20 protein-coding genes are annotated in these 24,424 nt (G+C 66.9%); 8 read left to right on the top strand and 12 right to left on the bottom strand.

The features are described 5' to 3' along the window. Positions 1–2 precede the first annotated feature (2 nt). Positions 3–2,294, top strand: coding sequence for a 5-methyltetrahydropteroyltriglutamate--homocysteine S-methyltransferase (metE, locus tag RBT42_RS09680; protein ID WP_320364545.1), 2,292 nt, complete (start codon positions 3–5; stop codon positions 2,292–2,294). A 234-nt stretch (positions 2,295–2,528) separates the two neighbouring features. Further along, entirely contained in the window at positions 2,529–3,440 is a 912-nt protein-coding gene (locus tag RBT42_RS09675) for a bifunctional GNAT family N-acetyltransferase/nucleoside diphosphate kinase regulator (protein WP_320364543.1), read from the top strand. On the opposite strand, the gene RBT42_RS16505 is transcribed toward RBT42_RS09675, so the two are convergent. The 3 genes from RBT42_RS16505 to RBT42_RS09665 form a co-directional block, all read right to left on the bottom strand. Further along, entirely contained in the window at positions 3,352–3,993 is a 642-nt protein-coding gene (locus RBT42_RS16505) for a DUF4124 domain-containing protein (RefSeq protein WP_413785880.1), read from the bottom strand. The two genes, RBT42_RS09675 and RBT42_RS16505, sit on opposite strands and share 89 nt — an antisense overlap. A 108-nt stretch (positions 3,994–4,101) precedes the next feature. Further along, positions 4,102–5,115 carry a trypsin-like peptidase domain-containing protein gene (locus RBT42_RS09670; protein WP_320364541.1) on the bottom strand — a complete coding sequence of 338 codons (1,014 nt, stop codon included), beginning with the start codon at positions 5,113–5,115 and terminating at the stop codon, positions 4,102–4,104. Positions 5,116–5,213: 98 nt separating this feature from the next. Continuing rightward, positions 5,214–5,426 (bottom strand): cold-shock protein, encoded by a 213-nt coding sequence (locus tag RBT42_RS09665; protein ID WP_320364539.1) that lies wholly within the window; start codon positions 5,424–5,426, stop codon positions 5,214–5,216. Between the two features lie 850 nt (positions 5,427–6,276). Here RBT42_RS09665 and infA point away from each other — a divergent pair. Next, positions 6,277–6,543 carry a translation initiation factor IF-1 gene (infA, locus tag RBT42_RS09660; RefSeq protein WP_320364537.1) on the top strand — a complete coding sequence of 89 codons (267 nt, stop codon included), beginning with the start codon at positions 6,277–6,279 and terminating at the stop codon, positions 6,541–6,543. 136 nt (positions 6,544–6,679) lie between these two features. Here infA and RBT42_RS09655 read toward each other — a convergent pair whose 3' ends face one another. Further along, on the bottom strand, positions 6,680–7,330 hold the full coding sequence (locus RBT42_RS09655) for a TetR/AcrR family transcriptional regulator (protein WP_320364535.1): 651 nt from the start codon (positions 7,328–7,330) through the stop codon (positions 6,680–6,682). A 46-nt stretch (positions 7,331–7,376) separates the two neighbouring features. Between RBT42_RS09655 and RBT42_RS09650 the strand changes: the two genes are divergently transcribed. After that, positions 7,377–7,829, top strand: a complete 453-nt coding sequence (locus RBT42_RS09650; RefSeq protein WP_320364533.1) for an HPP family protein — start codon at positions 7,377–7,379, stop codon at positions 7,827–7,829. A 56-nt stretch (positions 7,830–7,885) separates the two neighbouring features. On the opposite strand, the gene RBT42_RS09645 is transcribed toward RBT42_RS09650, so the two are convergent. Genes RBT42_RS09645 through RBT42_RS09635 form a run of 3 tightly spaced genes read right to left on the bottom strand, consistent with a single transcriptional unit; the run spans position 7,886 to position 10,856 of the window. Next, positions 7,886–8,776: an endonuclease/exonuclease/phosphatase family protein gene (locus tag RBT42_RS09645; RefSeq protein ID WP_320364531.1), complete on the bottom strand. Its 891-nt coding sequence runs from the start codon at positions 8,774–8,776 to the stop codon at positions 7,886–7,888. A gap of 56 nt (positions 8,777–8,832) precedes the next feature. Further along, the gene (locus RBT42_RS09640; RefSeq protein ID WP_320364529.1) at positions 8,833–10,200 is read right to left on the bottom strand and encodes an ATP-binding protein; all 1,368 of its coding nucleotides are present in this window, start codon (positions 10,198–10,200) and stop codon (positions 8,833–8,835) included. Next, the gene (locus RBT42_RS09635) at positions 10,197–10,856 is read right to left on the bottom strand and encodes a response regulator transcription factor (RefSeq protein ID WP_320364528.1); all 660 of its coding nucleotides are present in this window, start codon (positions 10,854–10,856) and stop codon (positions 10,197–10,199) included. The genes RBT42_RS09640 and RBT42_RS09635 overlap by 4 nt, the downstream gene beginning before the upstream one ends. Before the next feature lie 149 nt (positions 10,857–11,005). Here RBT42_RS09635 and RBT42_RS09630 point away from each other — a divergent pair, with 149 nt between their 5' ends. Both RBT42_RS09630 and RBT42_RS09625 read left to right on the top strand, forming a co-directional pair. After that, the gene (locus tag RBT42_RS09630) at positions 11,006–11,395 is read left to right on the top strand and encodes a PepSY domain-containing protein (RefSeq protein WP_320364525.1); all 390 of its coding nucleotides are present in this window, start codon (positions 11,006–11,008) and stop codon (positions 11,393–11,395) included. 12 nt (positions 11,396–11,407) lie between these two features. Beyond that, positions 11,408–12,679, top strand: a complete 1,272-nt coding sequence (locus RBT42_RS09625; protein ID WP_320364523.1) for a ferredoxin reductase family protein — start codon at positions 11,408–11,410, stop codon at positions 12,677–12,679. Here RBT42_RS09625 and RBT42_RS09620 read toward each other — a convergent pair. Continuing rightward, positions 12,652–15,228, bottom strand: a complete 2,577-nt coding sequence (locus tag RBT42_RS09620) for a cation-translocating P-type ATPase (protein WP_320364521.1) — start codon at positions 15,226–15,228, stop codon at positions 12,652–12,654. The two genes, RBT42_RS09625 and RBT42_RS09620, sit on opposite strands and share 28 nt — an antisense overlap. 196 nt (positions 15,229–15,424) lie before the next feature. On the opposite strand from RBT42_RS09620, the gene RBT42_RS09615 reads away from it, so the two are divergent. Then, positions 15,425–17,035, top strand: coding sequence for a methyl-accepting chemotaxis protein (locus tag RBT42_RS09615; RefSeq protein ID WP_320364519.1), 1,611 nt, complete (start codon positions 15,425–15,427; stop codon positions 17,033–17,035). Positions 17,036–17,065: 30 nt separating this feature from the next. Here the strand turns inward: RBT42_RS09615 and RBT42_RS09610 are convergent, their stop codons facing one another. The 4 genes from RBT42_RS09610 to leuA form a co-directional block, all read right to left on the bottom strand. Then, positions 17,066–19,282, bottom strand: coding sequence for a putative bifunctional diguanylate cyclase/phosphodiesterase (locus RBT42_RS09610; protein ID WP_320364517.1), 2,217 nt, complete (start codon positions 19,280–19,282; stop codon positions 17,066–17,068). Continuing rightward, positions 19,275–21,092: an ATP-binding protein gene (locus tag RBT42_RS09605; protein ID WP_320364514.1), complete on the bottom strand. Its 1,818-nt coding sequence runs from the start codon at positions 21,090–21,092 to the stop codon at positions 19,275–19,277. Before RBT42_RS09605 ends, RBT42_RS09610 begins: the two co-directional genes overlap by 8 nt. Positions 21,093–21,508: 416 nt before the next feature. Beyond that, positions 21,509–22,120 carry a methyltransferase domain-containing protein gene (locus RBT42_RS09600; RefSeq protein WP_320364513.1) on the bottom strand — a complete coding sequence of 204 codons (612 nt, stop codon included), beginning with the start codon at positions 22,118–22,120 and terminating at the stop codon, positions 21,509–21,511. 12 nt (positions 22,121–22,132) lie between these two features. Then, complete coding sequence (gene leuA, locus RBT42_RS09595; RefSeq protein ID WP_320364511.1) at positions 22,133–23,812, bottom strand: 2-isopropylmalate synthase; 1,680 nt, start codon at positions 23,810–23,812, stop codon at positions 22,133–22,135. Between the two features lie 112 nt (positions 23,813–23,924). Here leuA and RBT42_RS09590 point away from each other — a divergent pair, with 112 nt between their 5' ends. Next, the gene (locus tag RBT42_RS09590; protein WP_320364509.1) at positions 23,925–24,416 is read left to right on the top strand and encodes an Lrp/AsnC family transcriptional regulator; all 492 of its coding nucleotides are present in this window, start codon (positions 23,925–23,927) and stop codon (positions 24,414–24,416) included. The last annotated feature ends 8 nt before the right edge of the window (positions 24,417–24,424 follow it).

Genomic DNA, 24,424 nt, shown 5'->3' with positions numbered 1-24,424 from the left:
TCATGGCCATCACACACAACCTGGGCTTTCCCCGCATCGGCGCCAAGCGCGAGCTGAAGTTCGCACTCGAGTCCTACTGGAAGGGCGAATCGTCGCGTGACGCCCTCCAGGAGTTGGGGGCGCAACTGCGTCGCCGCCACTGGGGCCACCAGTCCGCGCTGGACTTCGTGCCCGTGGGCGACTTCTCTTTCTACGACCAGATGCTGGACCTGAGCTTCACCCTGGGCAACCTGCCCGAGCGCGTGCAAGGCTTCCAGGGAGATGCGCTGGACAACTACTTCCGCGTGGCCCGTGGGCGCTCGGCACACAGCGCCGAGCACGCCGGCTGTTGCGGTGGCGGTGTGGCCGCGGGCGAAATGACCAAGTGGTTTGACACCAACTACCACTACATCGTCCCGGAGTTCACCTCGGCCACCACCTTCCAGCTCGACGCTTCGCGCCTGCTGACGCAACTGGCTGAAGCGCGTCAACTGGGGCTCCAGGCCAAGCCCGTGATCGTAGGCCCTGTGACGTATCTGGCGTTGGGCAAGGCCAAGGACGCCTCCGACAAGCTGGCCTTGCTGGAGCGCATCCTGCCGGTGTACGCCGAGCTGCTGGACACGCTGGCCGCGCAAGGCGTGGAATGGGTGCAGATCGACGAGCCCATCCTGGTGACCGAGCTCGATGCCGACTGGAAGCACGCCTTCAACACCGCCTACCACCAGCTCAAAGCCACCAAGGTCAAGCTCCTGCTGGCGACCTATTTCGGCCCCTTGGCCGAAAACCTGCACCTGGCGGTGAACCTCCCTGTGGCCGGTCTGCACATCGATGCCATCAACGGGCGTGAGGATGTCCAGCCCCTGCTGAACCTGCTGCCGTCTCACAAGGTGCTGTCGCTGGGGGTCGTCAACGGCCGCAATATCTGGAAGACGGACCTTGCGGCCGTGCTGGACTGGCTCGAACCGATTGCCCTGCGCCTGGGTGATCGCCTGTGGATCGCACCATCGTGTTCCCTGCTGCATGTGCCGGTGGACCTGGACAGCGAGCAACAACTCGATGCCGAGGTGAAGGCGTGGCTGGCCTTCGCCCTGCAGAAACTCGACGAGTTGCGCGTGTTGGCCAACGCCCTGAACAACGGTCGCGCCTCGGTCAAGGCCGTGCTGGCGGTCAACCAGGCGGCCATCAATGCCCGCCGCGCCTCACCGCGCGTGAACAACCCGGCGGTCAAGGCTGCGCTGCTCAGCATCACGCCGGAGATGGGTGAGCGCAAGAGCCCGTATGCCGTGCGTGCGCCCAAGCAGGCAGCGCGCTTGAAGCTGCCTGCCTACCCGACCACCACCATCGGCTCTTTCCCGCAGACCGCCGACATCCGCCACGCGCGCAGTGAGTACAAGGCGGGGCGCCTGGACGAAGCCGGCTACCAGGCCGCAATGCGCAAGGAGATCGAGCGTGCCGTGCGGGAGCAGGAAGCGCTGGATCTGGATGTGCTGGTGCACGGCGAAGCCGAGCGCAACGACATGGTCGAGTACTTTGGCGAGCAGCTCGAAGGCTACGCTTTCAGCCAGTTCGGCTGGGTGCAGTCTTACGGTTCACGCTGCGTGAAGCCGCCCATCCTCTTTGGCGACATCAGCCGTCCCAAGGCCATGACGGTCGAATGGATCCGCTACGCCCAGTCGCTGACCCAGCGTCCGATGAAGGGCATGTTGACCGGCCCGGTCACCATCCTGAACTGGTCCTTCGTGCGGGACGACCAGCCCCGTTCGGCATCCTGCTACCAGCTGGCCTTGGCCATCCGCGAAGAAGTGCTGGACCTGGAAAAGGCCGGCGTGCGCATCATCCAGATCGACGAGGCCGCCCTGCGCGAAGGTCTGCCGCTGCGCAAGGCCCAGTGGCAGACCTATCTGGACTGGGCGGTGGAATCGTTCCGCATCACGGCCAATGGCGTGGACGACGAAACGCAGATCCACACACACATGTGCTACTCCGAGTTCAACGACATCATCCAGGCCATTGCCGCCATGGATGCCGATGTGATCACCATCGAGACCTCGCGTTCGGACATGGAGTTGCTGGACGCATTCGAGAACTTCCAGTATCCCAACGAGATCGGGCCCGGCGTGTACGACATCCACTCGCCCAACATCCCAACGCAGGCGCACATCGTGCAACTGATGCAGAAGGCGGCGGAGCGTGTGCCGGCGGAACGCCTGTGGGTGAATCCGGACTGTGGGCTCAAGACGCGCCAGTGGTCTGAGGTGATTCCCGCGCTGGCCCACATGGTTGCCGCAGCCAAGACCCTGCGCCAGGCAGCCTGAGCGCCCGCTCCATCAAGCTGGCCTGCACTTCGTCGTTCAGGTCAGCTTGCCCATCACAGCACGCCAGCAGTCAACCGTTCTTGGCCGTGCCGCCCTTCGGCGCACATCGCACGGATTCAGTGCGACATTGCGTGCCCACGGCTCGCCAGCCTCCTACAATTTCGGCTCCCCCGAAAGAACCGTCATGGCCACGGCCATGAAGGGCTTTCATTCTTGCAACCAAGTGTGGTGAAGATGAACAAGCCTTTCATTTCCCTGTGCCCAGAGATCACTCGGGCAGACGCGCTGACCCTCATGGACTGGTTGGCCGACGAGGACGTGACCTGCTACCTGAGCGACTCACGCCACGTCTCCCGCTTCATTGAGCAGGTGGTCGATCGGGTCCAGTTGCCGATCCTGACCCATCTGTTCAACCAGGGCGGCCGCTTCTTCATGGCCTGCGACCGCCACGATGTGCCTGTGGGGTTCGTGCGCCTCGTCAAGACGGGCCGGGACTGTGAGATGGTCCTGGTCATTGGCAAGCGCGACAACTGGGGCCGCAAGCTCGGCGCCAGCGCCATCCGTGAAGGCATGAAGCTCGCCTTCTTTGAGATGCGGGCCGACAAGCTCATCGCCAAAATCCACGCAGACAACGAGCGCTCGCTCAAGGCCTTCCTGCGCAGCGGCTTCGTGCTGGACAGCGAGACGCCGGCGATGAAGTCCTTTGTCATGAGCTCGGAGCGCTACCTCCGGCTCTTGCGCGACAGCCCGGCCGCACACAGCGCCAACATCTTCATCACCGAGATCGACCAGGCCCGGCTCAGGAGTCTGATTGAGCTCGAACAGGACTCCGAGATCTATGAGCTGGCGCACGAACTCGAGCGCGCCATCGTTGTCGATCCACGGCAGGTGGCGGAGGATGTGATCACGATGAACTCCAAGGCCTTGCTGCAGGTGGACAACGAGGCGGTGGAAGTGGCACTGGTGTACCCGGAAGATGCCGACGAGCATGCCGGCAAACTTTCGGTGTGCTCGGACATGGGCACGGCGATCCTGGGCTACAAGGAGGGCGATGCCTTCAACTGGCGGATGCGCCATCGCACCCGCCAGATCCGGATCGACAAGGTGCTGTACCAGCCCGAGGCGGCGGGGCATTTCCACCTGTAGGTTCACAGACCCAGGCCAGAACCGGGCACAGGGGGTCGGATGGTCCCCACCGTGTCTGCTCAGGGAATGCGCATGCGACAGCGGGTGGGGGCGGCTCCGGCACGACATTGCAGACCTCAAACGCCTCCGGCTTGACGCCACCACGCACCGTTCTGTAGGGGCCGAAACAGGCGAGGCTTTCCATGTACAGGCGCTGCCAAGTCTCGCAGTCCGTTTGTTCATTGGGCACCTGGGCTGGGCGCTTCGTGGCAGGCGCCGACGCCGCCGAAGCGGGGGGCGCGCTCGCAGGCGCCCCCACGGGGCTGATGGGGCGTGCCAAAGCCTTGGCTTTCTCGTCCTGAGCGCGCTCCAGTGCCTCGTTCCGTTGCGCGGGCGTGGGCTCAGCGGCGGGAGGCTGTACCGGCTGGGCCCGGCTTCGGTATCGCTCTGGCACCGCGTCCGAGTAATGAACCTGCCCACGGTCGTCCACCCAGCGGTAGACCGTGGCGGCCTCGGCGACCGATGCCAGCAGACAAGAGGCCGCAAGAACGGTGGTGTGAAGGAAGGGGCGCATGGCGATGCCTCACGGACAGCAAACCGCACCGACTTTATCCCTCACGCGGGCCTGATGCAATCGACCCTGCCCCAGACACGGCGATGCGCTCGCCCCGCCGCCACGCCCTCAGCCGCCCGCGGTCAGCGTGAGCAGAACGTCGGCATACCAGGCGCAGTTCAGCCCCAGCGATTCGTCCTGGATGTGGTCGCGGTCGCGCATGTCCATGCGGGTCGAATGCACACCCAGCAGTTGCCAGCAACTGGGAGAGGCTGCCTGATGGCCACCGGTGCGCCGCCGCACGACCGGTGAGCCACTGCTGCCGCGGTGCGTGCGCGCATCGGTCAGGAAACAGCCCTGGCGCTGAAAGCGCACACCATAAGCCGAGGCCAGGGAGGCACTTCGCGCCACGGCCAGGTGGTGCACCGTGTCGTGAAAGCCGAGGGGGAAGCCCGCGATCGTCAACGCGTCGCCGATCACGATCTCTTCCCCACGGGCATCCAGGTGGGATTCGTCGAACGCCAGCAGCACGGACCCTGCGGGCAGGCTGGTGGCGGGGATCGCCATCACGGCCACGTCGACCGCGCCGCCACTGTCCACCGCCTCGCGCCATTGGCTGAGGCCATCTTGGTACAAGGGCAGCGAGACCACGGCATGGCGGGTCAGATCCTGCGCGTGGGTGTGCAGTCCGATCTCGATGCGATCCGGAAAGTGCGAACTGTCGGCATCGGCAAAGACGTGCCGGTTGCTCACCAGGAACAACTGGTCTCCGCGGCGAAAGAAGAAGCCGCTCGCGCAGCTCTGAACCACCGGCCCCACGAACGTGGTGATCTGCGTGGTGGTCAGCAGCAGCGCATCGGCGGCGCCCGTCCACGGGGCGTGAGGGCCAGGGCTCTGGCTGCGCTGCAGGAGTGCCCGGTTGCGCGCCACCTCACGCTCGAACGTCATCAGCACCACCTCGGACATGTCCGAATGCAGCATCACCGTGCGCGCGGCCTCGGCGTGGGCGTCGAACGACGCCGTCAGTTTGGCGAGCGCGGCGGCGGACAGTGTGTCGATGACCGCCGGCAACAGGGCATCGAGCGCGACCAGGCTGCCCTTCAGTTCGCAGATGCGTTCCGTGGCTTCTTGCAGGTTCTTCAAGTGGGGACTCCCGTGTGCCGCCAAGAAAAAAGCGCGGACTGGCCGCGCTTTCATCGTTGGGTGTCAGGGCTTGCCTGAGACCCATGGTTCCGCAGGGATCAACCCAGGCTGCGGATGTTCGATGCCTGCGGGCCTTTTTGGCCTTGGGTCACTTCGAACTCGACGCGCTGGTTTTCGTTGAGTGTCTTGAAGCCGCCGCCTTGGATTTCCTTGAAGTGGGCAAAGAGATCCTTGCCGCCGTCATCAGGGGCGATGAAGCCGAAGCCCTTGCCTTCGTTGAACCACTTCACGGTACCGGTTTGAGTCGTCATGTCGAGTTTTCCTTTCGGTTTGCCGAGCGCGAGATTGCGCCTAGCGAAGAAACGCCAAGAAAATCTTCAAGGGGGGTTCGACTCTGGGGCCGGTAGAACACCGGCACGAGCGGAAAGACCTAAGAGCGGACGGTCTTGTGCAAATCAGCCATCACATCCTACCCCTAAACGCCGGGCACGTGCACCTATATTTCTGGCGATGGGGGCTCATGCGCTCGCATCATCCAGCTGTGACCCGGGACGAGCACAGAAAAAACCCAGCACAAAAATCAGTTCGCTGTTAGAGTGATCGACATTGCTGCCGTTTCGCTTTCCTCCGCAGCACCTGACGCTCTGCACGCACCACGCATCGCAACGTCCTAGCCCCCCGCCCAATCTGGCCCCGGGTGTGGCATTCCAGGCAGGCTTCGTCTGGTTCCTCGCTCCTGATCCGCCCCTCATGGGAGCCGCCTTCGGGACAAGAATCTTCCTCCCTTGTCGAGCACGGCACAGCACATGGCTTTGTGCGGCCTCTTCTGCTTGATGCCCATTGGCTTCGCCTTGATCTGCGGGCCCATCTTTCATTGATTCAATCTTCACACGATACCCAGCAGGTGGGGCGCTTTGTGCTCTCACCAATCACGCGACAAACGGATTCCGGCGAGTACGCCGCCTCGCTGTCCATCCGCAGCGGCCAAGGCTCCGCGTCTCATGATCGGGTCTTCCGCTTCATTCCCCTTTTCTCAGACGATCAGGCCGCCGCGCGCTACGCGCTGGATCAAGGTCTGAGCTACCTCCGCCACGCCTCATTGCCCGCTTGAGGGCCAAGGTGGGGCTTGTCTATTTTTTCATCCCGAACACGGAGACCAATATGGCCAAAGAAGAACTCATCGAAATGCGTGGACAGGTCAACGAAGTTTTGCCTGACTCGCGCTTTCGCATCACCTTGGACAACGGCCACAGCCTCATTGCCTATACCGGCGGCAAGATGCGCAAGCACCGCATCCGCATCCTGGCGGGCGATAAGGTGTCGCTGGAGCTGTCACCCTATGACCTGACCAAGGGCCGCATCACGTTCCGCCATCTGGAGCCACGCTCCGGCGGAGCGCCTTCGGCCGCACCGCGCCGCCGCTTCTGATCCACAGCCTGCCGCCTCGGCAGGCCTTCGATGAGGCGCGGCCCCAACGAGCACACGCCACGTCAGCAATCAGAGCCAGGGTGCGCTCATGACGGAGCAGGGACGCAGGGCAACACCACGAGCGCCCTACCTTGATTCACGTCCGCTTGCTGCGCCCCATTGACTTCGCAAGCCATGCCTTCGCAGTCTCCAAGGCAGCCTCGCCGATCGAGGCATCGTATCCATTGACCTGACTGGAGACGATCAGGCCTTCGCCCAGCAGAAAGAGCTGCATGGCCACCAACTCAGGATGCTTCACGTCCGCCGCCTGGCAGAGTTGCATCACATAGCCCTGCACGTCGCTCTTGTGCTGAGCGGCCTGCGCATGTGGCGCAGAGGTGACTTGCGAGAACTCGGCTGAGGCATTGATGAAGGCGCAGCCATGGAAGTCATGACTCGCTGCCCACCGCTGGATGAACTCGATGTAAGCCAATGGTCGCTGCGGCACCGATGCCGCCTCCACGAAGGCCTGCATGCCGCCCATGAACTGCTCGTGCCGCAAGTCCAGCGCGGCCGCAATCAAGGCATCTTTGGTCGGGAAATGACGATACAGCGTTCGCTTCGTCACGCCAGCCGCCTGACTCAACAAATCCACGCCCGCGGCATGGAAGCCCTGGCGATAAAACAGATCCAGCGCAGTGCGCGCGATGTGAGCAGCGGTTGTCATGCACACGAGTATACAGATCGGTTGACCTATGTACACCGATCGGTATACTTCGGTGTCTCTCAACCACCGATTGCCCGACATGCTCCATCGCTATTTGCCAAGTTCTGGCGCGCCACCTGCCCCATCCATGGTGTTCATCCTCTGGTCCTTCGTGGGCGCGGTCGTGGCCATCGGCCTGACGGGCGGACTCAGTGTGCTGTCAGGCATCCCGTGGTTGATGGCGCCATTTGGCGCCAGTTGCGTGCTGGCCTTTGGTGTGCCGGACTCACCCCTGGCCCAGCCCCGCTCCATCATTGGTGGACACCTGATCTCCACCGCGGTCGGGCTGTGTGTCGGTGCCTGGTTAGGCAGTGGCTGGGTGGCTGGTGCGTTGGCCGTCGGGTTGGCCCTGGCCGCGATGCAGCTGACGCGCACCGTCCACGCCCCTGCGGGCGCGGACCCGCTCATCGTGATGGCGGCGCACGCGCCCATCAGCTACTTGATCTCGCCAGTGCTGGCCGGCTCCTTGATCATCGTTCTGGTAGCCTGGTGCGTGAACAACCTGGGACGGCAGAACCGCTACCCACGCTATTGGCTCTGATACGGTCTTTGCAGCTCTGGCACGCGCCAGGATCGGTTGCGCTCGATGCGGGCAGCTCAACGCCTGAAGAGCTTGGCCCACACCAGGCGATGATCTGAGCCGAATGCTCCGGCAACCCCTGCATCGGCCACATGCCAATGGGCCTCCGTGGCCAGAATGTGGTCAATGGGCAAGCCACCGTACAGCGTATGTGTGGGCATCAGGGTGGTGGCACGCTTGACACCTTGATCCGCGAGCTGGCGCATGGCCAGCGTCCATGGGCTGGCATTGAAGTCCCCGGCGATGATGGTGGGCACACCTTGCGTTCTCGACACGGCGTGGATGAGCGCGTCTCGCATGGCGCGGTCAGCGCTGGAGATCGGCGGCATGGGGTGAATCGCGCGAACCAGGGTCTGTTCACGGCCCGTCCCGAACGTGGCCGCCACGTAGGGCGTCGAGCCCTGGTGACGGGTGACGGTGGCATCGCTAAGGGGCCGCCGCGAGAACAGCGCCACGCCAAACGGGTCGTCTTGCAATTGAGTGATCTCGTAGGGGTAAAGGGCCTTCAAGCGTGCCAGCAGCGGTGCGTGCCGTGAGGTGACCTCGAACAGCGCCAGCAGGTCGGGCTGCTCGGCCTGCACCCAGGCCTCCAAGCCAGGTGAGGCCGGGTTGTCGAAGTGCACGTTGAAGCTGGCCACCAGCAGACCGGGCCCGGCACCCCCATGGTCCAGCCTGCCCAGAGAGAGGGGGCCAAAGTTGAGGGCCGTCGCCACCGCCGTGACAAGGAGCATGGCCCCAGCCAGCCGCGTGCGCGTCATCACCAGGTAAAGGGCGGCCAATGACATCCCAAGCAAGGCAAACTGCCATTGCCAGTGGATGCCGAGATCGACCAGCCAAATCAGCGCATCGCTCCATGCGAGGTGCCCCAGGGAGGGCAGAGCCAGCCCCGTCGCGGCGGCCGCCCACATCCAGGGCAGCCTCGAAGCGAGATAGCCTTGGACCTTGCCCGCCCATGTGTTCGCTCTCATCGGCCTGCCTCGCCCTCTTGAGCGGCCCGGCCCGATGCCGTGAGGGGCAGCGCCAGCGAGGCCTCGAAGCCCGTGGCCAGCCCCGGCCTGGGCGAGTGGAGCACCAGTGCACGACCGATGCGCTGGGCAATCGCATGCACGATGGCCAGCCCCAGGCCACTGCCCTCGGCTTGCGTGCCCGCACGCTCGAAGCGGTCCACCAGGCGCGACAGCACGTCGCCCGGCACTACCGGCCCTTCATTGGCGACTGTCAGCACGCCCTCGTGGGTCAGCGTGATCTGGATGGGCGCGCCCTCCGCCCCGTGTCGCAGCGCGTTCTCGACCAGATTGCGCAAAAGGATCGCGAACACGTCCGGGTCCAGGTCGGACATCACCGGCTCGGGCGGCAGCGCCAGCGTCAGCCGTCCCGCGCCAGCCAGGCGGGCCAGCTCGTCGGTCAGGATGCGTGCCACCATGCGCAGGTCCGAAGCGAACGCCAGGCGCAGCCTCCCGCCTTCGGCGCGGGCCAGCTGCATCAGGCGCTCCGACAACCGTGTCAGGCGCTTGAGCGTCGCCTCGATGTCGGCAGCGCGGGCCTGGGCCGCCGCGTCGCGCGTTTCGGCTTGCAGGCGCTGCGCCTGCGCGATGGCGCCGGCCAACGGGGTGCGCAGTTCGTGGGCGGCATTGGCGGCAAAGCTGCGCTCGGCCTCGAAGGCCGCCGCCAGCCGCGCGAGCAGCTCGTTCAGGGTGTCGGCCACGGGGGCCACCTCGGTCGGCAGCTCGTCCACCGGGACGGGTGACAGGTCACGCGCGCCCCGCGCGGCCAGCCGATCACGGAAGCGCCGCAGCGGCACCAGGCTGGCACGCACGCCCAACACGATGGCCAGCAGTGCCACGGGCAGGACCACCAGCAGGGGCAAGGCCAGCCCCATCAGGATGTCACGTCCCACGCCTGAGCGATGTGCGAGAGGCTCGGCCACTGTGAGCCGGACCGAGCCTTGCAGCGTCTCTTCGCTGTAAAAGCGGTGGGTGGGGGACTGGCTGAAACCAGCACCGCGCCACGGCGGAAAGATGGCCAAGTCGGCGTCATGGGAGAGCAGCAGCACCCGCCCTTGCGCATCGCGCACGGCGTAGCTGAGGATCTCGTCGTGCTCGCGGGTCTGGGCCAGGCGCTGGGTCGGATCGGCGTCCTCGCGCGCCAGCACGTCGGCCACGGCCAGCGGCAGGATGCGCTGCGCCGTCTCCTGCAGCGCGGCGTCAAACACCTCCTCCATGGCCTGGCGCGTCAGCACCGCAGTCACCACCGCAGCCCCCAGCCAGAGCGCCGTCAGCAAGACTCCCAGCGACAAGGCCAGGCGCTGCTGGAGGCTGCGCGGCATCCTCATGCCGAGCCCAGGCGATAGCCCAGCCCCCGTTCGGTCTCGATCACGGCCGCGCCCAGTTTCTTGCGCAGACGGCTGATGTGCACCTCGATGGTGTTGCTCTCCACCTCGGCATCGAAGGTGTAGAGCTTGTCCTCCAGCTGCGCTTTGGACAGCAGCTGCCCCGGCCGGGCCAGGAAGGCTTCCAGCAGCGCCCATTCGCGGGCCGTCAGCTGCACGGGCACGCCATCACGATGGATGCTGCGCGCGGCCAGGTCGATCTGCAGGGCTCCATGGGTGATGAGGGGATTGGGGTTGCCGCCATAGCGGCGCGCGACCGAGCCGATACGGGCCGACAGCTCGGCCAGGTCAAAGGGCTTGACCAGGTAGTCGTCGGCGCCGGCATTGAGCCCTTCGATGCGGTCGGACACCTGGTCGAGCGCCGTCAGGATGATGACCGGCGTGGCCTCGCCGCGCGCACGCAGGCGCTTCAGGAAGGGCAGGCCCCGGCCGTCGGGCAGCATCAGGTCGAGCAGGACCAGGTCATAAGGCACGCCCGCGACTGCCGAATCGGCAGCGTCCAGGCGCTGCACCCAGTCGACCGAATGGCCATCGCCCGCGATCTGGTCGCGCACCGCGGCGCCCAGCACGGCGTCGTCTTCAATCAGCAAGATCCGCATTCACACCTTCCCACGCCTTCCCGGCGCACTCACGCCACCACGAACCTGCCGGGAAGCTGACACGCCTGTGACGCCTCGTTCAGGTTGCGGTCAGCTTGGCGGCGCATCCTTGCGTCATCGTTCATCAACAAGGATATAGGAGCCACACCATGAAATCACTCTTCCCCATCGCCTTCGTGATCGCCATGACCGCCTCGGGTGCCGCACTGGCCAGCGACGATTGCCATCGCCCGATGGCCGAATGGCAATCTCGCGAGAGCGTCACCGCCCATGTCACCAACCGCGGCATCACGACCGAGCGCCTGCGCATCGACGATGGCTGCTACGAAGTCCGTGGCCGCGATGTCGACGGCAACCAGGTCGAACTCAAGATCGACCCGGCCTCGCTCGCGATCCTGGAGCTGGAAGTGCGCTTCCGCCCCGACGCCGACACCGCGCGCTACCTGCCCACCGCCCGCGGTCACGCAGGGAAGATGGGCAAGCCCCAGGCTGGCAAGCCGTTGAACGTGCCGGCCGCTGCCCCCGCCAGCTCGCATTAAGTCAAGGGCGGCATGATGCGCTGGACCGGTCCCCTTCTGGCCACGCTGGCCGTGCTGTACGCGGGCCTGCTCGGCGCACAGACCTATGCCCCCTACGGCACGGAAACGGCCCTGGGCATCGCCCTGGGGTCGGCCTCCATCGCCGCGATGAGCCTGACCTTGGTGCTGTCAACCCGCCCCGCCTGGATCGAACCCTTGTTTGGCGGACTCGACCGGATGTACGGGGTGCACAAGTGGCTGGGCATCGCCGCCCTGGCGCTGATGATCGGGCACAACACGCTCGAGCCCGAGCTGGGCAACGTGGTGCGTGAAACCCGGCTGGGGGACATCGCCGCGGACGTGGGGGAGTTCGCTCTCAACGGCTTCATCGGCCTGATCCTGCTGAGCTGGTTCAAGCGGGTGCCCTTCACGCGGCTGGAGCTGCCTTGGCCACTGTGGCGCTTCACGCACCGCTTCACGGGCCTGCTGTTCGCCGTGGCCGCGTTTCACCAGTTCGCCATTGACCAGCCCGAGGGCCTCGATGGCACGCTGGCTCTCTACCTCAACGCCTTGAGCCTGGCCGGGATCGCGGCCTGGCTGTTCACCCAGCTGGTGGTGCCCTTCCTGCGTCCCCGCAACTTTGTGGTCGCCCACGTCGAGCCGCACGGCACGGTGACTGAGCTGACTGTGCGCCCGGCCGGTCGCCCCCTGCGCTGGCGCCCAGGTCAGTTCGCCTTCGTGTCGGCCCCGGATGCGGGCATGGGCGAGGCCCACCCCTTCACCATCGCCAGTGCCCCGCGTGCGGACGGCACACTGCGCTTCGGCATCAAGGCCTTGGGCGGCTGGACGTGGCGTCTGCCCACGCGGCTGGCTCCGGGGCAGCACCTGCGGGTGGAAGGACCTTACGGTCGCTTCGTGTTCCGCAAGCGGGTGCGTCGCCAGGTCTGGCTGGCCGGTGGCATCGGCATCACGCCCTTCCTGGCCTGGGCCGAGGCCCTGACCGAGGCCGACCAGCAGGAGATCACCCTGGTCTGGGCGGTGACGACGCGGGCCGAGGCCTTCGCCGCCGAGCGCCTGACCGCCATCGCCGCACGCCACCCCGGCTTGACGGTGCACATCGTGGCCAGCGCCGAAGACGGTCGCCTGACGGCGGCACGGCTGGCCCAACTGACGCCCTTCCCGCTGCGCGACGCGGAGCTGTTCTATTGCGGCCCCGCCGGCCTGCGCGACGCGATCGTGTCCGACCTCCAGGCGACGGGACAGCGCCCGCGCCGTATTCACCAGGAGGCCTTCGAGTTGCGCTGAACAGATCGCCGCACAGCCTTCAGCACCTCCAGCAGCGCCAGCGTGACGACGGCCACACCGGCCGCCTGGGCCGCCAGGTCCGCCGTCAAGGGCTGGAACTGGAACAGTTCTCGCAGCGCCGGCAGACCCAGCACCAGGGTCAGCAAGGCCGCGGTCACGCCCAGCATGGTCCACAGCGCGCGGTTGGGCCGCCGCAGGCTTTCCAGCAGGTGGTTGCCCACCGAGCGGTTGCTCACGATCAGGGCCACGTTCGCCCCCACCAACGCCACAAAGGCCGTCGCGCGTGCGGCCGCTTCAGGTGTGGCAGTCGAAAGCAGCCACATGTAAAAGCCGCCGATCACCCCCATCACCAAACCGCCTTGCAGCATGCTGCCCCACAGCAGGTCGGCACTTAACAAGGGGGCGCCGGGCGGGCGTGGTGGGCGCTGCATCACATCGCCCTCTTCCGGCTCGGCCTCGAACACCACCGAGCACACCGGGTCGATGATCAGCTCCAGGAAGGCGATGTGCACCGGCACGAACAGCAGCGGCAGGCCAAACAGCAGCGGCAGCAGCGACAGGCCTGCGATCGGCACATGCACGGCCAGCACGAAGGCCATGCCCTTGCGCAGGTTGTCGTTGATGCGCCGGCCCAGGCGCACGGCCTGCGCGATGGCGCCAAAGTCATCGTCCAGCAGCACCAGAGAGGCCGCCTCGCGGGCCACGTCGGTGCCGCGCGCGCCCATGGCCACGCCGATGTCGGCCGCTTTCAGCGAGGGGGCGTCGTTGACGCCGTCGCCGGTCATCGCCACCACCTCGCCATTGGCCTGGCAGGCGCGCACGATGCGCCACTTCTGCTCGGGCGTGACCCGCGCGAACACGGCGGTGTGGCGCACGCGCTCGCGCAAGGCCTCGTCGGACAAGGCGGCGATCTCTTCACCGCGCAAGGCCCCGCCGGCCGTGTCCAGACCGGCCTGCGCGGCAATCGCCAGCGCGGTGGCCGGGTAGTCGCCGGTGATCATCGCGACGCGGATGCCGGCTTGCCGGCACATCTGCACCGCGTCCACCACCGAGGGCCGCAGCGGGTCCATCAGGCCGACCAGGCCCAGGAACTCGAAGTCCAGATCGTGCTGGATGGGCGGCCAGTCGGCCCCCGACTCATGCCCGCGCAGCACGCCCCGCGCCACGCCCAGCACGCGCAAGCCGCGCGCGGCCAGCGTCTCCACCTGACGGCGGATCTCGGCGATCTGCGCCTCGGGCAGGTGGCACAGGTCGGCCACGGCCTCGGGGGCGCCCTTGGCGGCGACCACATGGCTGCGGTGACTGGGTCGCTGCCACACGTGCGACATCGCCAGCAGGTCGGGACTCAGCGCGTAGGCGTGCGCCAAGGTCCAGTCCGGGTGCAGGTGCTCGCGATCCTGCTCGGTCAGGTGGCTCTCGGCCAGGTCCCAGAAGGCCTTTTCCATCGGATCGAACGGGTCGCGCTGGCTGGCCAAAATGGCGTACTCCAGCACCGCATGGAAGGTCTCGGGCAGCACCGGATGGCCCGCCGTCCAGGCCTGATCCCCCACCTGCAGCGCCGCCACCGTCATGCGGTTTTGCGTGAGGGTGCCGGTCTTGTCGGTGCACAGCACGGTCGCTGAGCCCAGGGTTTCGATGGCGCTGGCGCGGCGCACCAGCACACGTTGGTGGGCGATCCGCCAGGCGCCCATCGCCATGAACACCGTCAGGATCAGCGGGAACTCCTGCGGCAGCATGGACATGGCCAGGGTGATGCCCGCCAGCACCGCCGCCAGCACGTCTCCGCGCACGTAGGCGTACAGCAAGCCCACGCCCAGGCTGAGGGCCACGCCGACCACGGCAAACGCCCGCACCCACTGACGGGTCTGGCGTTGCAACGCCGACGGGGTGGCTTCCAGCTGGCGGAGCGCCTGTCCGATGCGCCCGATCTGGGTCTGCGCGCCGGTGTGGCGCACCTGCGCCAGCCCCTGCCCACGCACCACCAGGGCCCCGGAGTACACCCAGGGCAGGTCGTCGCCCCCGGGGGCGCATTCGCCCACCTGGAGCCAGGTTTCCGGAGGGCAGGCCTGCTTGCGCACCGGCACCGACTCGCCGGTCAACAGCGACTCGTCGGTGTGCAGCTCCTGCGCCTCACACAGCACGGCGTCGGCGGGCACGCGGTCGCCCTCGGCCAGCACGATCAGGTCGCCCGGCACCACCTCGCGCCCGGCCACGCGGCGGCGACGCCCATCGCGGATCACCAGCGCGCGCGGGCTGCTGAGGTCACGCAGGGCCTCCATCACCCGCTCGGTGCGCGTCTCCTGCACCAGGCTGATCGACAGCGACAGCACCACGAAGGCCAGCAGCGCCAGCGCCTCGGCGACGTCGCCCAGCACCAGGTAGATCAGCCCGGCGGCGATCAGCAGCTGCAGCATGGGCTCGCGCACCACCTCGGCTGCGATGCGCCACACCGAGCGGGGGCGGGCCTGAGGCAATTCGTTGGGGCCGTGCGTGCGCAGAAGCTCGCCCGCGACCTGCTCGCTCAAGCCTGCATCGTCAAAAGTGGACATCGGCGCCATGAAGCCAAGCTGCAAAGTGGGGCAATCGCCATCCTATCCGAGCGGGAAAGGGGGGCAATGCGGCACTTGTCAACACAAAAGCGCCCCTTGTGACAAGCTCGCCCGTCTTGTGTGGCCCAATCAAAATTGATACAAATCAATTTCAATGATGGATGTCGGCACACCCCCTGACTCCGCCTCCTTTGACATGCGACAGAACCTGCCCATCACCCAACGCGAGTACCCGTTCCCGCCCGGCCGCACCCTGGTGTCCGTGACCGACCTGAAAGGCCGCATCACGTACTGCAACCCGGCCTTCATCGAGGTGAGCGGCTTCAGCCGTGAGGAGTTGCTGGGCCAGCCGCACAACATCCTGCGCCACCCCGACATGCCCGCCGAGGCGTTCCGGGACATGTGGGCCACGATCGAATCGGGCCGTCCCTGGTCAGGCGTGGTCAAGAACCGCCGCAAGAACGGCGACCACTACTGGGTGCTGGCGAGCGCCACCCCGATGATGGACGGCGATCGCATCACCGGTTACCTGTCGGTGCGCCACGAGCCCAGCCGTGAAGCCATTCAGGGAGCGGATGCCCTCTACGCCCTCATGCGCGAGGAGGCCGCGCAAGGCCGACTGCAGCATGTGCTGAAGGCGGGCCAGGTGATCCGCACCGGCTGGCTGGGCGGTGTGCGGCACCTGACTCAGGCCAGCACGCGAACGCGCCTGCTGGCGGTGCAGGGCCTGGGCGCGGCGGTCACCGCCGGCGCAGCCTTGTGGGGCGCCCCGGCACCGCTCACCGCCGTGCTGGCCGTGCTGGCAGGCGCCTGCGGCTTTTGGGCCACCCGCACTCTGACGATCTTGCCCGTGCGCCGCCTGGTGGTCGACGCCAACCGGCTGGCTTCCGGCGATCTGTCGCACACGGTCAGCACCGGGGCCGGCGGGGCGGTCGGCGAGTTACAGCAGGCGCTGCAGCAGATGTCGCTGAACCTGCGCACCGTGGTGGCCGACGTGCGACAGGAAGTCGAGCACCTCAGCGCCGCCGTGACCCAGATCGCCGCGGGCAACCAGGACCTGGCCTCGCGCACCGAGTCGCAGGCCAGCAGCCTAGAGCAGACCGCCGCCTCGATGGAAGAGATCAACGGCACCGTGCAACACAGTGCCGACGCGGCCCTGCAAGGCGCCCAGCTGGCGCAGGAAACCTCGCACATCACGCAGCGCAGCAACGAGGCAGTGCTGGCCGTGACGGAGACCATGGGCGGCATCGCCGAGTCGTCGTCGCGCATTGGCGAGATCATTCACCTGATCGAAGGCGTGGCCTTCCAGACCAACATCCTCGCGCTCAACGCGGCGGTGGAAGCCGCCCGAGCTGGCGAGGCCGGACGTGGCTTTGCCGTGGTCGCCTCCGAAGTGCGCTCGCTGGCCCACCGCACCAGCGAGGCCGCCCGCGAGATCAAGCAGCTCATCCAGGAGTCGGCCGACCGCGTGCGCGAAGGCGGTGAGCGCACCGATGAGGCCCGCGCACGCATGCAGGAGGCCATCGCCGCGGTGCAAAAGGTCAGCGGCGTGCTCGATGCCATCAGCGGCGCCTCGCGCGAGCAGCAACTGGGCATCGGCCAGATCAACGAGGCCGTGGCCCACATGGACTCGATCACCCAGCAGAACGCGGCCATGGTGGAAGAGCTGGCCTCGACGGCGCGCTCGCTGACTGGGCAGGCGCAAGGCGTGAGCCACTCGATGCGCCTGTTCCGCCTGCAGCGCGGCGAACACACCCTGACCGATCTGGACGCCGTGGCCCTGCGCCGCGAGGCCAAGGGCCACTGAGCCCCCCCCCCCCGCCAGGGCCTGGCCCCGTCAGGCCCCCAGGCGACGCTCGGTCAACCAGGCCAGCAAAGCGGCCTCGTCGAGCGGGCGGGCGAACAGCCAGCCCTGCCCCTCTTCGCAGCCCAGTTCACACAAGGCCTGGCGCTGCGACTCGGTCTCGACGCCCTCGGCCGTGATGTGCATGCCCAGGCTGTGCCCCAGGCTGTGCCCCAGGCTGATCACCATGCGGGCAATGCTGTCGTCGTAGTCGAGCTCGTTGATGAAGCAGCGATCGATCTTGAGGCGCTGCGCCGGCAGGTGGCGCAACACGCTCAGCGACGAGAAGCCCGTCCCGAAATCGTCGACCGCCACGCTCACCCCCATGGCGCGCACGGCATCGAGCAGCGGCCGGATCACCGCCAGGTCGTCTGCGGCCATGGACTCGGTGATCTCCAGCTCCACATGTGAGGCGGGCACGCCGGCATCGTCGATCGCGTGCTGCACCGTGGCCACGAAATCGGGCTCGCGCAACTGCGCCTGCGACACATTGATGGCCATGACCAGCTCACGCTCACCCGCCGCGCGCAAGCGCGCCAGCTGCTGACAGGCGCTGCGCAGCACGAAAGTGCCCAGCGCGCCCATGAGGCCCGACTGCTCGGCCAGCGGGATGAAACGATCGGGCGGCACCAGCTGGCCGTCGCTCATGCGCCAGCGCAACAGCGCCTCGACCCCCTGGGGCCGACCATCGTGCAGCGACACCTTGGGTTGGTAGACCAGGAACATGTGCTGGGCATCGAAGGCCTGGCGCAAGCCGGACAGCAAGCGCATGCGCTCGCGCGCATCCTGGCCCATGGTCGCCGAGAAGTAAACCGCACTGCCGCGCTGGCGCACTTTGGCCTGCTTCAGCGCCACATGCGCATCCTTGAGCACCGCCACACCGGCATCGATGCGATCGGCCAGCGGCACCAGCCCCATGGTGGCCGACACGCGCACGTGCTGGCCGTGGACCTGTATCGCGTCGTGCAGCAGCTGCAGATGCCCGGCGGCCACCTCTTCAGTAGGCCCCAGCACGCCGAAAATGTCCGGCCCCAGCCGGGCCAGGTGGCTGCGCGGCAGGCCCTGGCCCAGCCGGTGCGCCACCGCCTGCAACACGGCGTCCCCGAACTCATGGCCCAGCGTGTCGTTGAGCGCCGAGAAGTCGTCGATGTCGATCAAGGCCAGCGTGCTGTCGGCGCGCTCGAACAGGCGCGCGTCGAGCATCTCCAGCAGGCGGTTCAGGTTGGGAATGCGCAGCAGCGGGTCCACATAGGCCTGGTCCACCAGGCGGTCGTAGAGCAGCACGTTCTCGAAGCCCACCGCCATGCTCGCGCAAAAGACCTGCAGCAGTTGGCGGTCGATGTCGTTGAGCGCGCGCCGGACGTCCACATAGGCGGCGAGCCCGCGCCCGTTCTCCATGGAGAAGTACAGCAACATGTGGGGCTCGAAGCTGCTGCGACGCTGGGCCAGGCAGTTCGCCAGCGCCTCCTGCACCGTGGGCAACTCCAGCTCCGCCAGGGGACGGTGGATGAGGTGACTGAAACGTCCCGCCGCCGCGATGACGCGCGCCGGCTCGTCCTCACCATGCAGACCATCTTGCGCGCAGATGAGACCGGTGGGCTCGACGTTCAACAAGGCACACAGCTGGCTGACGACGCCTTGCGCGAACATCTGCATGCCGTGCATCTTGGTCAGCGCGGTGCTGGCCTGGATGACCATCTCGAAGCCGCGACGGATCTCTTCGTGCGCCCGCATCTGCCGGTACGAGCGCACCGCCGTGGTCAGGCTGGTGAACAGGCGCACCCGCGTCAGCTCCGACTTGGTCTTGTAGTCGTTGATGTCGTAGTCGCGGATGGTGTCGAGCTCGGGGGCGTAGCCCGGCTGGCCGGTGCGCAAGATGATGCGTACCGCCTCGCGCTGCAGGTCCTGGCGCACATGGCGCACCAGTTGCAGGCCGGCGTCCTCGGTTTCCATGACCACGTCGAGCAGGATGACAGCCAGGTCGGGCACGGCCTCGACCGCGGCACGCGCTTCGGCCGCCGAATAGGCATGCACCAGGCTCAGGGGGCGGCCTTCCACCGACAGGCCACGCAAGGCCAGCTCGGTGGCGCGGTGCACATCGTGGTCGTCGTCGACCACCAGCACGCGCCAGGCTTGCATCGCATCGCCGGCATCGGGGCTCGCGGGAGCGTCGTCCTCGTCAATGAGGATCAGGTCGTCGTCGTCAACCATGTTGCACCATGTTGGAAGGAGAGGCGGCGTGGGGGGCCTCGCAAGGCAGGTCCAGGGTGACGGTGCACCCCTGACCGGACTGGCTGCTCACCTGCACCGTGCCGCCCAGCAGGCCGGTCACCAGGGTGTAGACGATGTGCAGCCCCAGGCCGGAGCCGCCGCGCCCCAGCTTGGTGGTGAAAAAAGGATCGAAGAGGCGCGACAGGTGGGCAGGCTCAATCCCGCAGCCGTTGTCGGTCACGGTCAGGCGCACCCGCTGCGCGGTCAGGGCCTCGGCGCGGATGCGCACCTGGTGCGGATGGGGCCAGCCCTCGAAGGCGTGCACCACGGCGTTGTTGACCAGGTTCATCAGCACCTGCGTGAGCGGGCCGGGGTAGCTGTCCATGCGCAAGCCAGGCGGCGCCTCATCGAGGAGCTCGACCTGGCTGCGGCGCAGCGTGGGGCTGAGGGTGAGGTGCAACTCGTGCAAGACCTCGCCCAGCTCGAACGGCCGGCGCTGATAGCTGGACTGGTCCACCGCCACCTGCTTGAAGCTGGCAATGAGCTCGGCCGCGCGCAGCAGGTTGCGCTCGATGACCTCGGTGGCCTCGCGCCAGTGGCTCTGGAACTGCTGCAGCGCGCTGCGCCTGAGGCCTTGGGCCACGCTGTTGTCAAACTCCTGCTGCAGGTCGCGCAAGGTGCTGGAGACCATCACGGCGTTGCCGATGGGGGTGTTGAGCTCGTGGGCCACCCCGGCCACCAGGGCCCCGAGGCCGGCCAGTTTTTCGGAGCGCACCAGCTCTTCCTGCGTGCGCCGCAGGTCATCGATCGCCGACTGCAGGGCCTGGGTGCGCTCCTGCACACGGGTTTCCAGCGAGGCGTTGAGCGCCTCCAGCTCCGCCTGGGCGCGGCGCTGCGGCGTCACGTCCACGAAGCTGGTCATCAGCTCCTTGCCCACCATGGCCCCACCCACCAGCACGTTGCGCATCTGCCCGTCCTTGCAGCGCACCTGCACCTCGGTGGGCTGCATTTCGCGCCCATCGTCCATCACCGCCCCCAAGGCCTGCTCCCACAGGGACAAGGCCATGGCACGGTAGGCCTCGTCCGGGTAGGCCAGCGCGACCCAGCTCGGGATGTCGGGCACCTCGTCGAGCGTGTAGCCCAGCAACTGGGTCCACTGGCGGTTGACGGCCAGCACCCGCCCGCGCGGCTCCAGCAGCGCCAGCGGCACCGGGGCGAGCTCGAACAAACGCTGAAAGCGCTCGGCACTGTCCTTGAGCGCCTGCTCGGCCTGCAGCCGCTCGGTCACATCGCGCATGATAGACACGAAGCGACCCTGGTGTGGCTGCCCGCGGTCATCCGTCAGATTGTGGGCGGGATTGAGCACGACCTCGGCTGTGAACTCGCTGCCATCGGGACGCAGGTGGCGCCACAGAAAGCGGCGTCGCACGCCTGACAGCGCATCGGCAATGCGCCGCTGGGCCAGCTCCATGGAAGGGATCCCTCCTTCCTGGCAGGCCGGAGACAGGTCGCCGGGGTGCTGGCCGATGAGGTCGGCTCGCGAGCGGCCGAACAGCAAGGTCGCGGCCGGATTGCACTCGATGATGCGGTTGTGCTCGACCAGCAAGATGGTGTCGTTCGCACTTTCGACCATCTCACGGTATTCACCGATCGAGGCCTGCGCAGCAGCGCGCTGAGCCGTGACATCCTGGTAGCTGGCCAGCAGTTGCATCTGGCCCGCGATGCGCAGCACGCGCCCGGCCACCAGCATCTGGCGCACCCGGCCTGCTCGGTCGGTCAGGGCCATTTCCAGCACCTGAGGCTCGGCCATCGCCCCCTCCGAGGGGCCCTGGCTGATCAGGTTCTGGACAAAGCCGGCATGCACCCAGGGCTCGAGCCAGGGGACGCACTGGCAAACAGATGGTGCCAGGCCACATTGCCGCGCCATGCGGACAGCGACCCATCCGGGGCGACGCGCGCACAGGTCTGTGGCAGCGGGGCATGCTCGAAAAGCCAGTCACCCGGCGTCACCTCGTCGGGCGCCGGCACAGGGTGCGGATCGGGGGATGGCGTCGACATGGGTGCGGCCCAAGCTCGTTGTCAGGAAATCTGGCAGGATGGCCTCGCTATCCTACTCTGAGCCCCCGCCTGGGCATCACACGGAAACCCACCCCTGCGACCACCGCCGCGTGTGCCGCCAGTCCGCCGAGCGCATGGGAGCCGACTCAGCCCCCGTTCAAGCCGAGGTCAGCGACGCGTCAGGGTCAGCGCCAGCTCGTGCTGCAGCGTGGGGTGCGGCACCATCACGTAAGGGGGCTTGGGCCAGTCCCACTGTGACGCGGGCAGCAGCGCGCGCATCGCATTGATGTCGCAGTGGTAGGGCGGGCCATAGACCCGACCTTCCTGGCTGGCCGCCGGGTGCAGCATCTGCATGAACAGCACCCACAGCTGGCCGCCGGGCTTGAGCCAGCGGTGCAGTTGGGCGGTGTAGGTCTGCCAATGGTCCGGGTGGATGGCGCACAGGCAGGTTTGCTCGTAGATGGCGTCAAACGGGGCGCTGGGCTCAAACGTCAGCGCGTCGGCGCGCACCACTTCGGCCTTCACGCCTTGCTGGGCGCACAGGGCCTGGGTCAGGTCCACGGCGGCCTGGGTGTAGTCCAGGCCCACGACCTCGAAGCCGCGACGGGCCAGTTCGGCCACTTCCCAGCCACTGCCGCAACCCGGCACCAGGATGCGGCAAGGTTGCAGCGCGCTGCTGTCCAGCCAGGCCAGCAACTGTGGACTGGTCGCCCCACGGTCCCAGGCGATCTCGTTCTTGTCAAACTTCTCTTGCCAGAAATCGGCGGTGGGGCCTGCCATGCGGTGCTCCCCTCAGGCCGCGTTGCGCATCGGCACCACGCCAGCGCGGTTGAGGCTGCTGACCAAGGCCTTGAGCGAGGCGGTCACGATGTGGCCATCGATGCCCACGCCGAAGTGCTCCTTGCCATTGACGGCCACTTCGATGATGGCACAGGCTTGGGCACCACCGTCCACGCTGCTGCTCTTCATCGAGCGCTCTTCGTAGCTGCGCACCTCGACCGCGATGCCGGCACTGGCGAAGGCGTGCACCGCCGCCTGGATCGGGCCGTTGCCCTCACCATTGAGGATGCGGGTCTGGCCGTCGATGTCCACCGTGAGGCGGATGCCCTGGGCCTCGCCGTTCTCATAGAGGTGGTGTTCGCGGTAGCGCACGGGCGTCACCGGCTCGACGTAGGTCTGGGCGAACAAGCCCCAGATGTCGTCGGCCGTCACCTCGCCCCCGTGCGTGTCGGTGTGCTGCTGCACCACGCCCGAGAATTCGACCTGCATGCGACGCGGCATGACCACGCCGTGCTCGGTCTCCATCAAGTAGGCAATGCCGCCCTTGCCCGACTGGCTGTTGACGCGGATGACCGAGTCGTAGGCGCGGCCCACATCGGCCGGGTCGATGGGGAGATAGGGCACCGCCCAACGCTCTTCTGCCTTGTGGGCAGCAAACCCCTTCTTGATGGCATCCTGGTGGGAGCCGGAGAAGGCCGTGAACACGAGATCGCCCACATAGGGTTGGCGTGGGTGGATCGGGAGCTGGGTGCAGTACTCGTAGGTGCGGGCAACGGCGTTGATGTCGCCGAAGTCCAAGCCGGGCTCGACGCCCTGGGTGTGCATGTTGAGCGCCAAGGTGACGAGGTCGACGTTGCCGGTGCGCTCGCCGTTGCCAAACAAGCAGCCTTCGACGCGGTCGGCGCCGGCCATCAAGCCCAACTCGGCGGCGGCCACGGCGGTGCCGCGGTCGTTGTGCGGGTGCAAGCTGATGATCACGCTGTCGCGGCGGGCCACGTGGCGGTGCATCCACTCGATCTGGTCGGCGTAGATGTTGGGCGAGGCCACTTCGACGGTGGCGGGCAAGTTGAGGATGACCTTGCGCTCGGGCGTGGCGCCCCAGGTGGCGGTCACGGCATCGCACACCTCGCGGGCAAAGTCGAGGTCGGTGGACGAGAAGTGCTCGGGGCTGAATTCGAGCATCACGCGGGTCTCGGGCATCTCGGCGGCGAGCGACTTGATCAACTCGACAGCGGCCACGGTCATCTTCAAAACCTCGGCGCGGTCCATGTTGAACACGGTTTCGCGGAAGCTGTCGACGGTGGCGGCGTAGAAGTGCACGATGGCCTGCTTGGCGCCCTTGATCGACTCGATGGTGCGGCGGATGTGGGGCTCGCGGGCCTGGGTGAGCACCTCGATGCTCACGCCTTCAGGAATGCGGTCTTCTTCGATGAGGCTGCGCACGAAGTCGAACTCGGTCTGCGAGGCCGAGGGGAAGCCCACTTCGATCTCCTTGAAACCGATGTCGCAGAGCATCTGGAACATGCGCATCTTCTTGTCGACGTTCATGGGCTCGAACAAGGCCTGGTTGCCGTCACGCAGGTCGGTGCTCATCCAGATCGGCGCGCGGTCGATCACGCGGTTGGGCCACTGGCGATCGGTGAGGGCGATCGGGGCAAAAGCGCGGTACTTGACGTTGGAGGAGGCAGACATGGCGGGCATCTCGTGGTGAATCTCAATGCCCAAATTTTAGGAAAGAAGCGCTGGCAGGTGCTTGCGTTGTGTGCCATGATTTGGCACCCATTTGGCAGAAAGTTGCGCAAACATGAATCCGACTGGCAATCTCATTGAGTTGGACCGCTACGACCGGCAAATTCTGGCCGTCTTGCAGGAAGACGGCCGCATCAGCAACCAGGACCTGGCCGACCGCATCGGCCTGTCGCCCTCGCCTTGCCTGCGCCGCGTGCGCGCGCTGGAGGACGCCGGCCTGATCCGCGCCTACCGGGCACTGCTCGATGCCAAGAAGCTGGGCCTGTCGCTGATGGCCCTGATCGGCATCTCGATGGACCAGCACACGCCCGAGCGCTTCGCCAGCCTGGAGCAGGCCATCACCGCCCTGCCCGAGGTGCTCGAATGCCTGCTGATCACCGGCCAGCAGTCCGACTACCAGCTCAAGGTGGTGGTGGCCGACATGGACGCCTACCAGGACCTGCTGCTCAACAAGATCACCAGCATCCCGGGCGTGACCGGGGTGCACACCAGCTTCGTGCTGCGCCGCGTGGTGGACCGCACCGCCTTGCCAGTGGGGGCCGGCTAGATGCCCCC

Source organism: Aquabacterium sp., from assembly GCF_034003525.1.
Taxonomy (GTDB): domain Bacteria; phylum Pseudomonadota; class Gammaproteobacteria; order Burkholderiales; family Burkholderiaceae_C; genus Aquabacterium.
The sequence above is the reverse complement of the archived record's forward strand: the minus strand, read 5'-3'. Positions and strand labels throughout refer to the sequence as shown.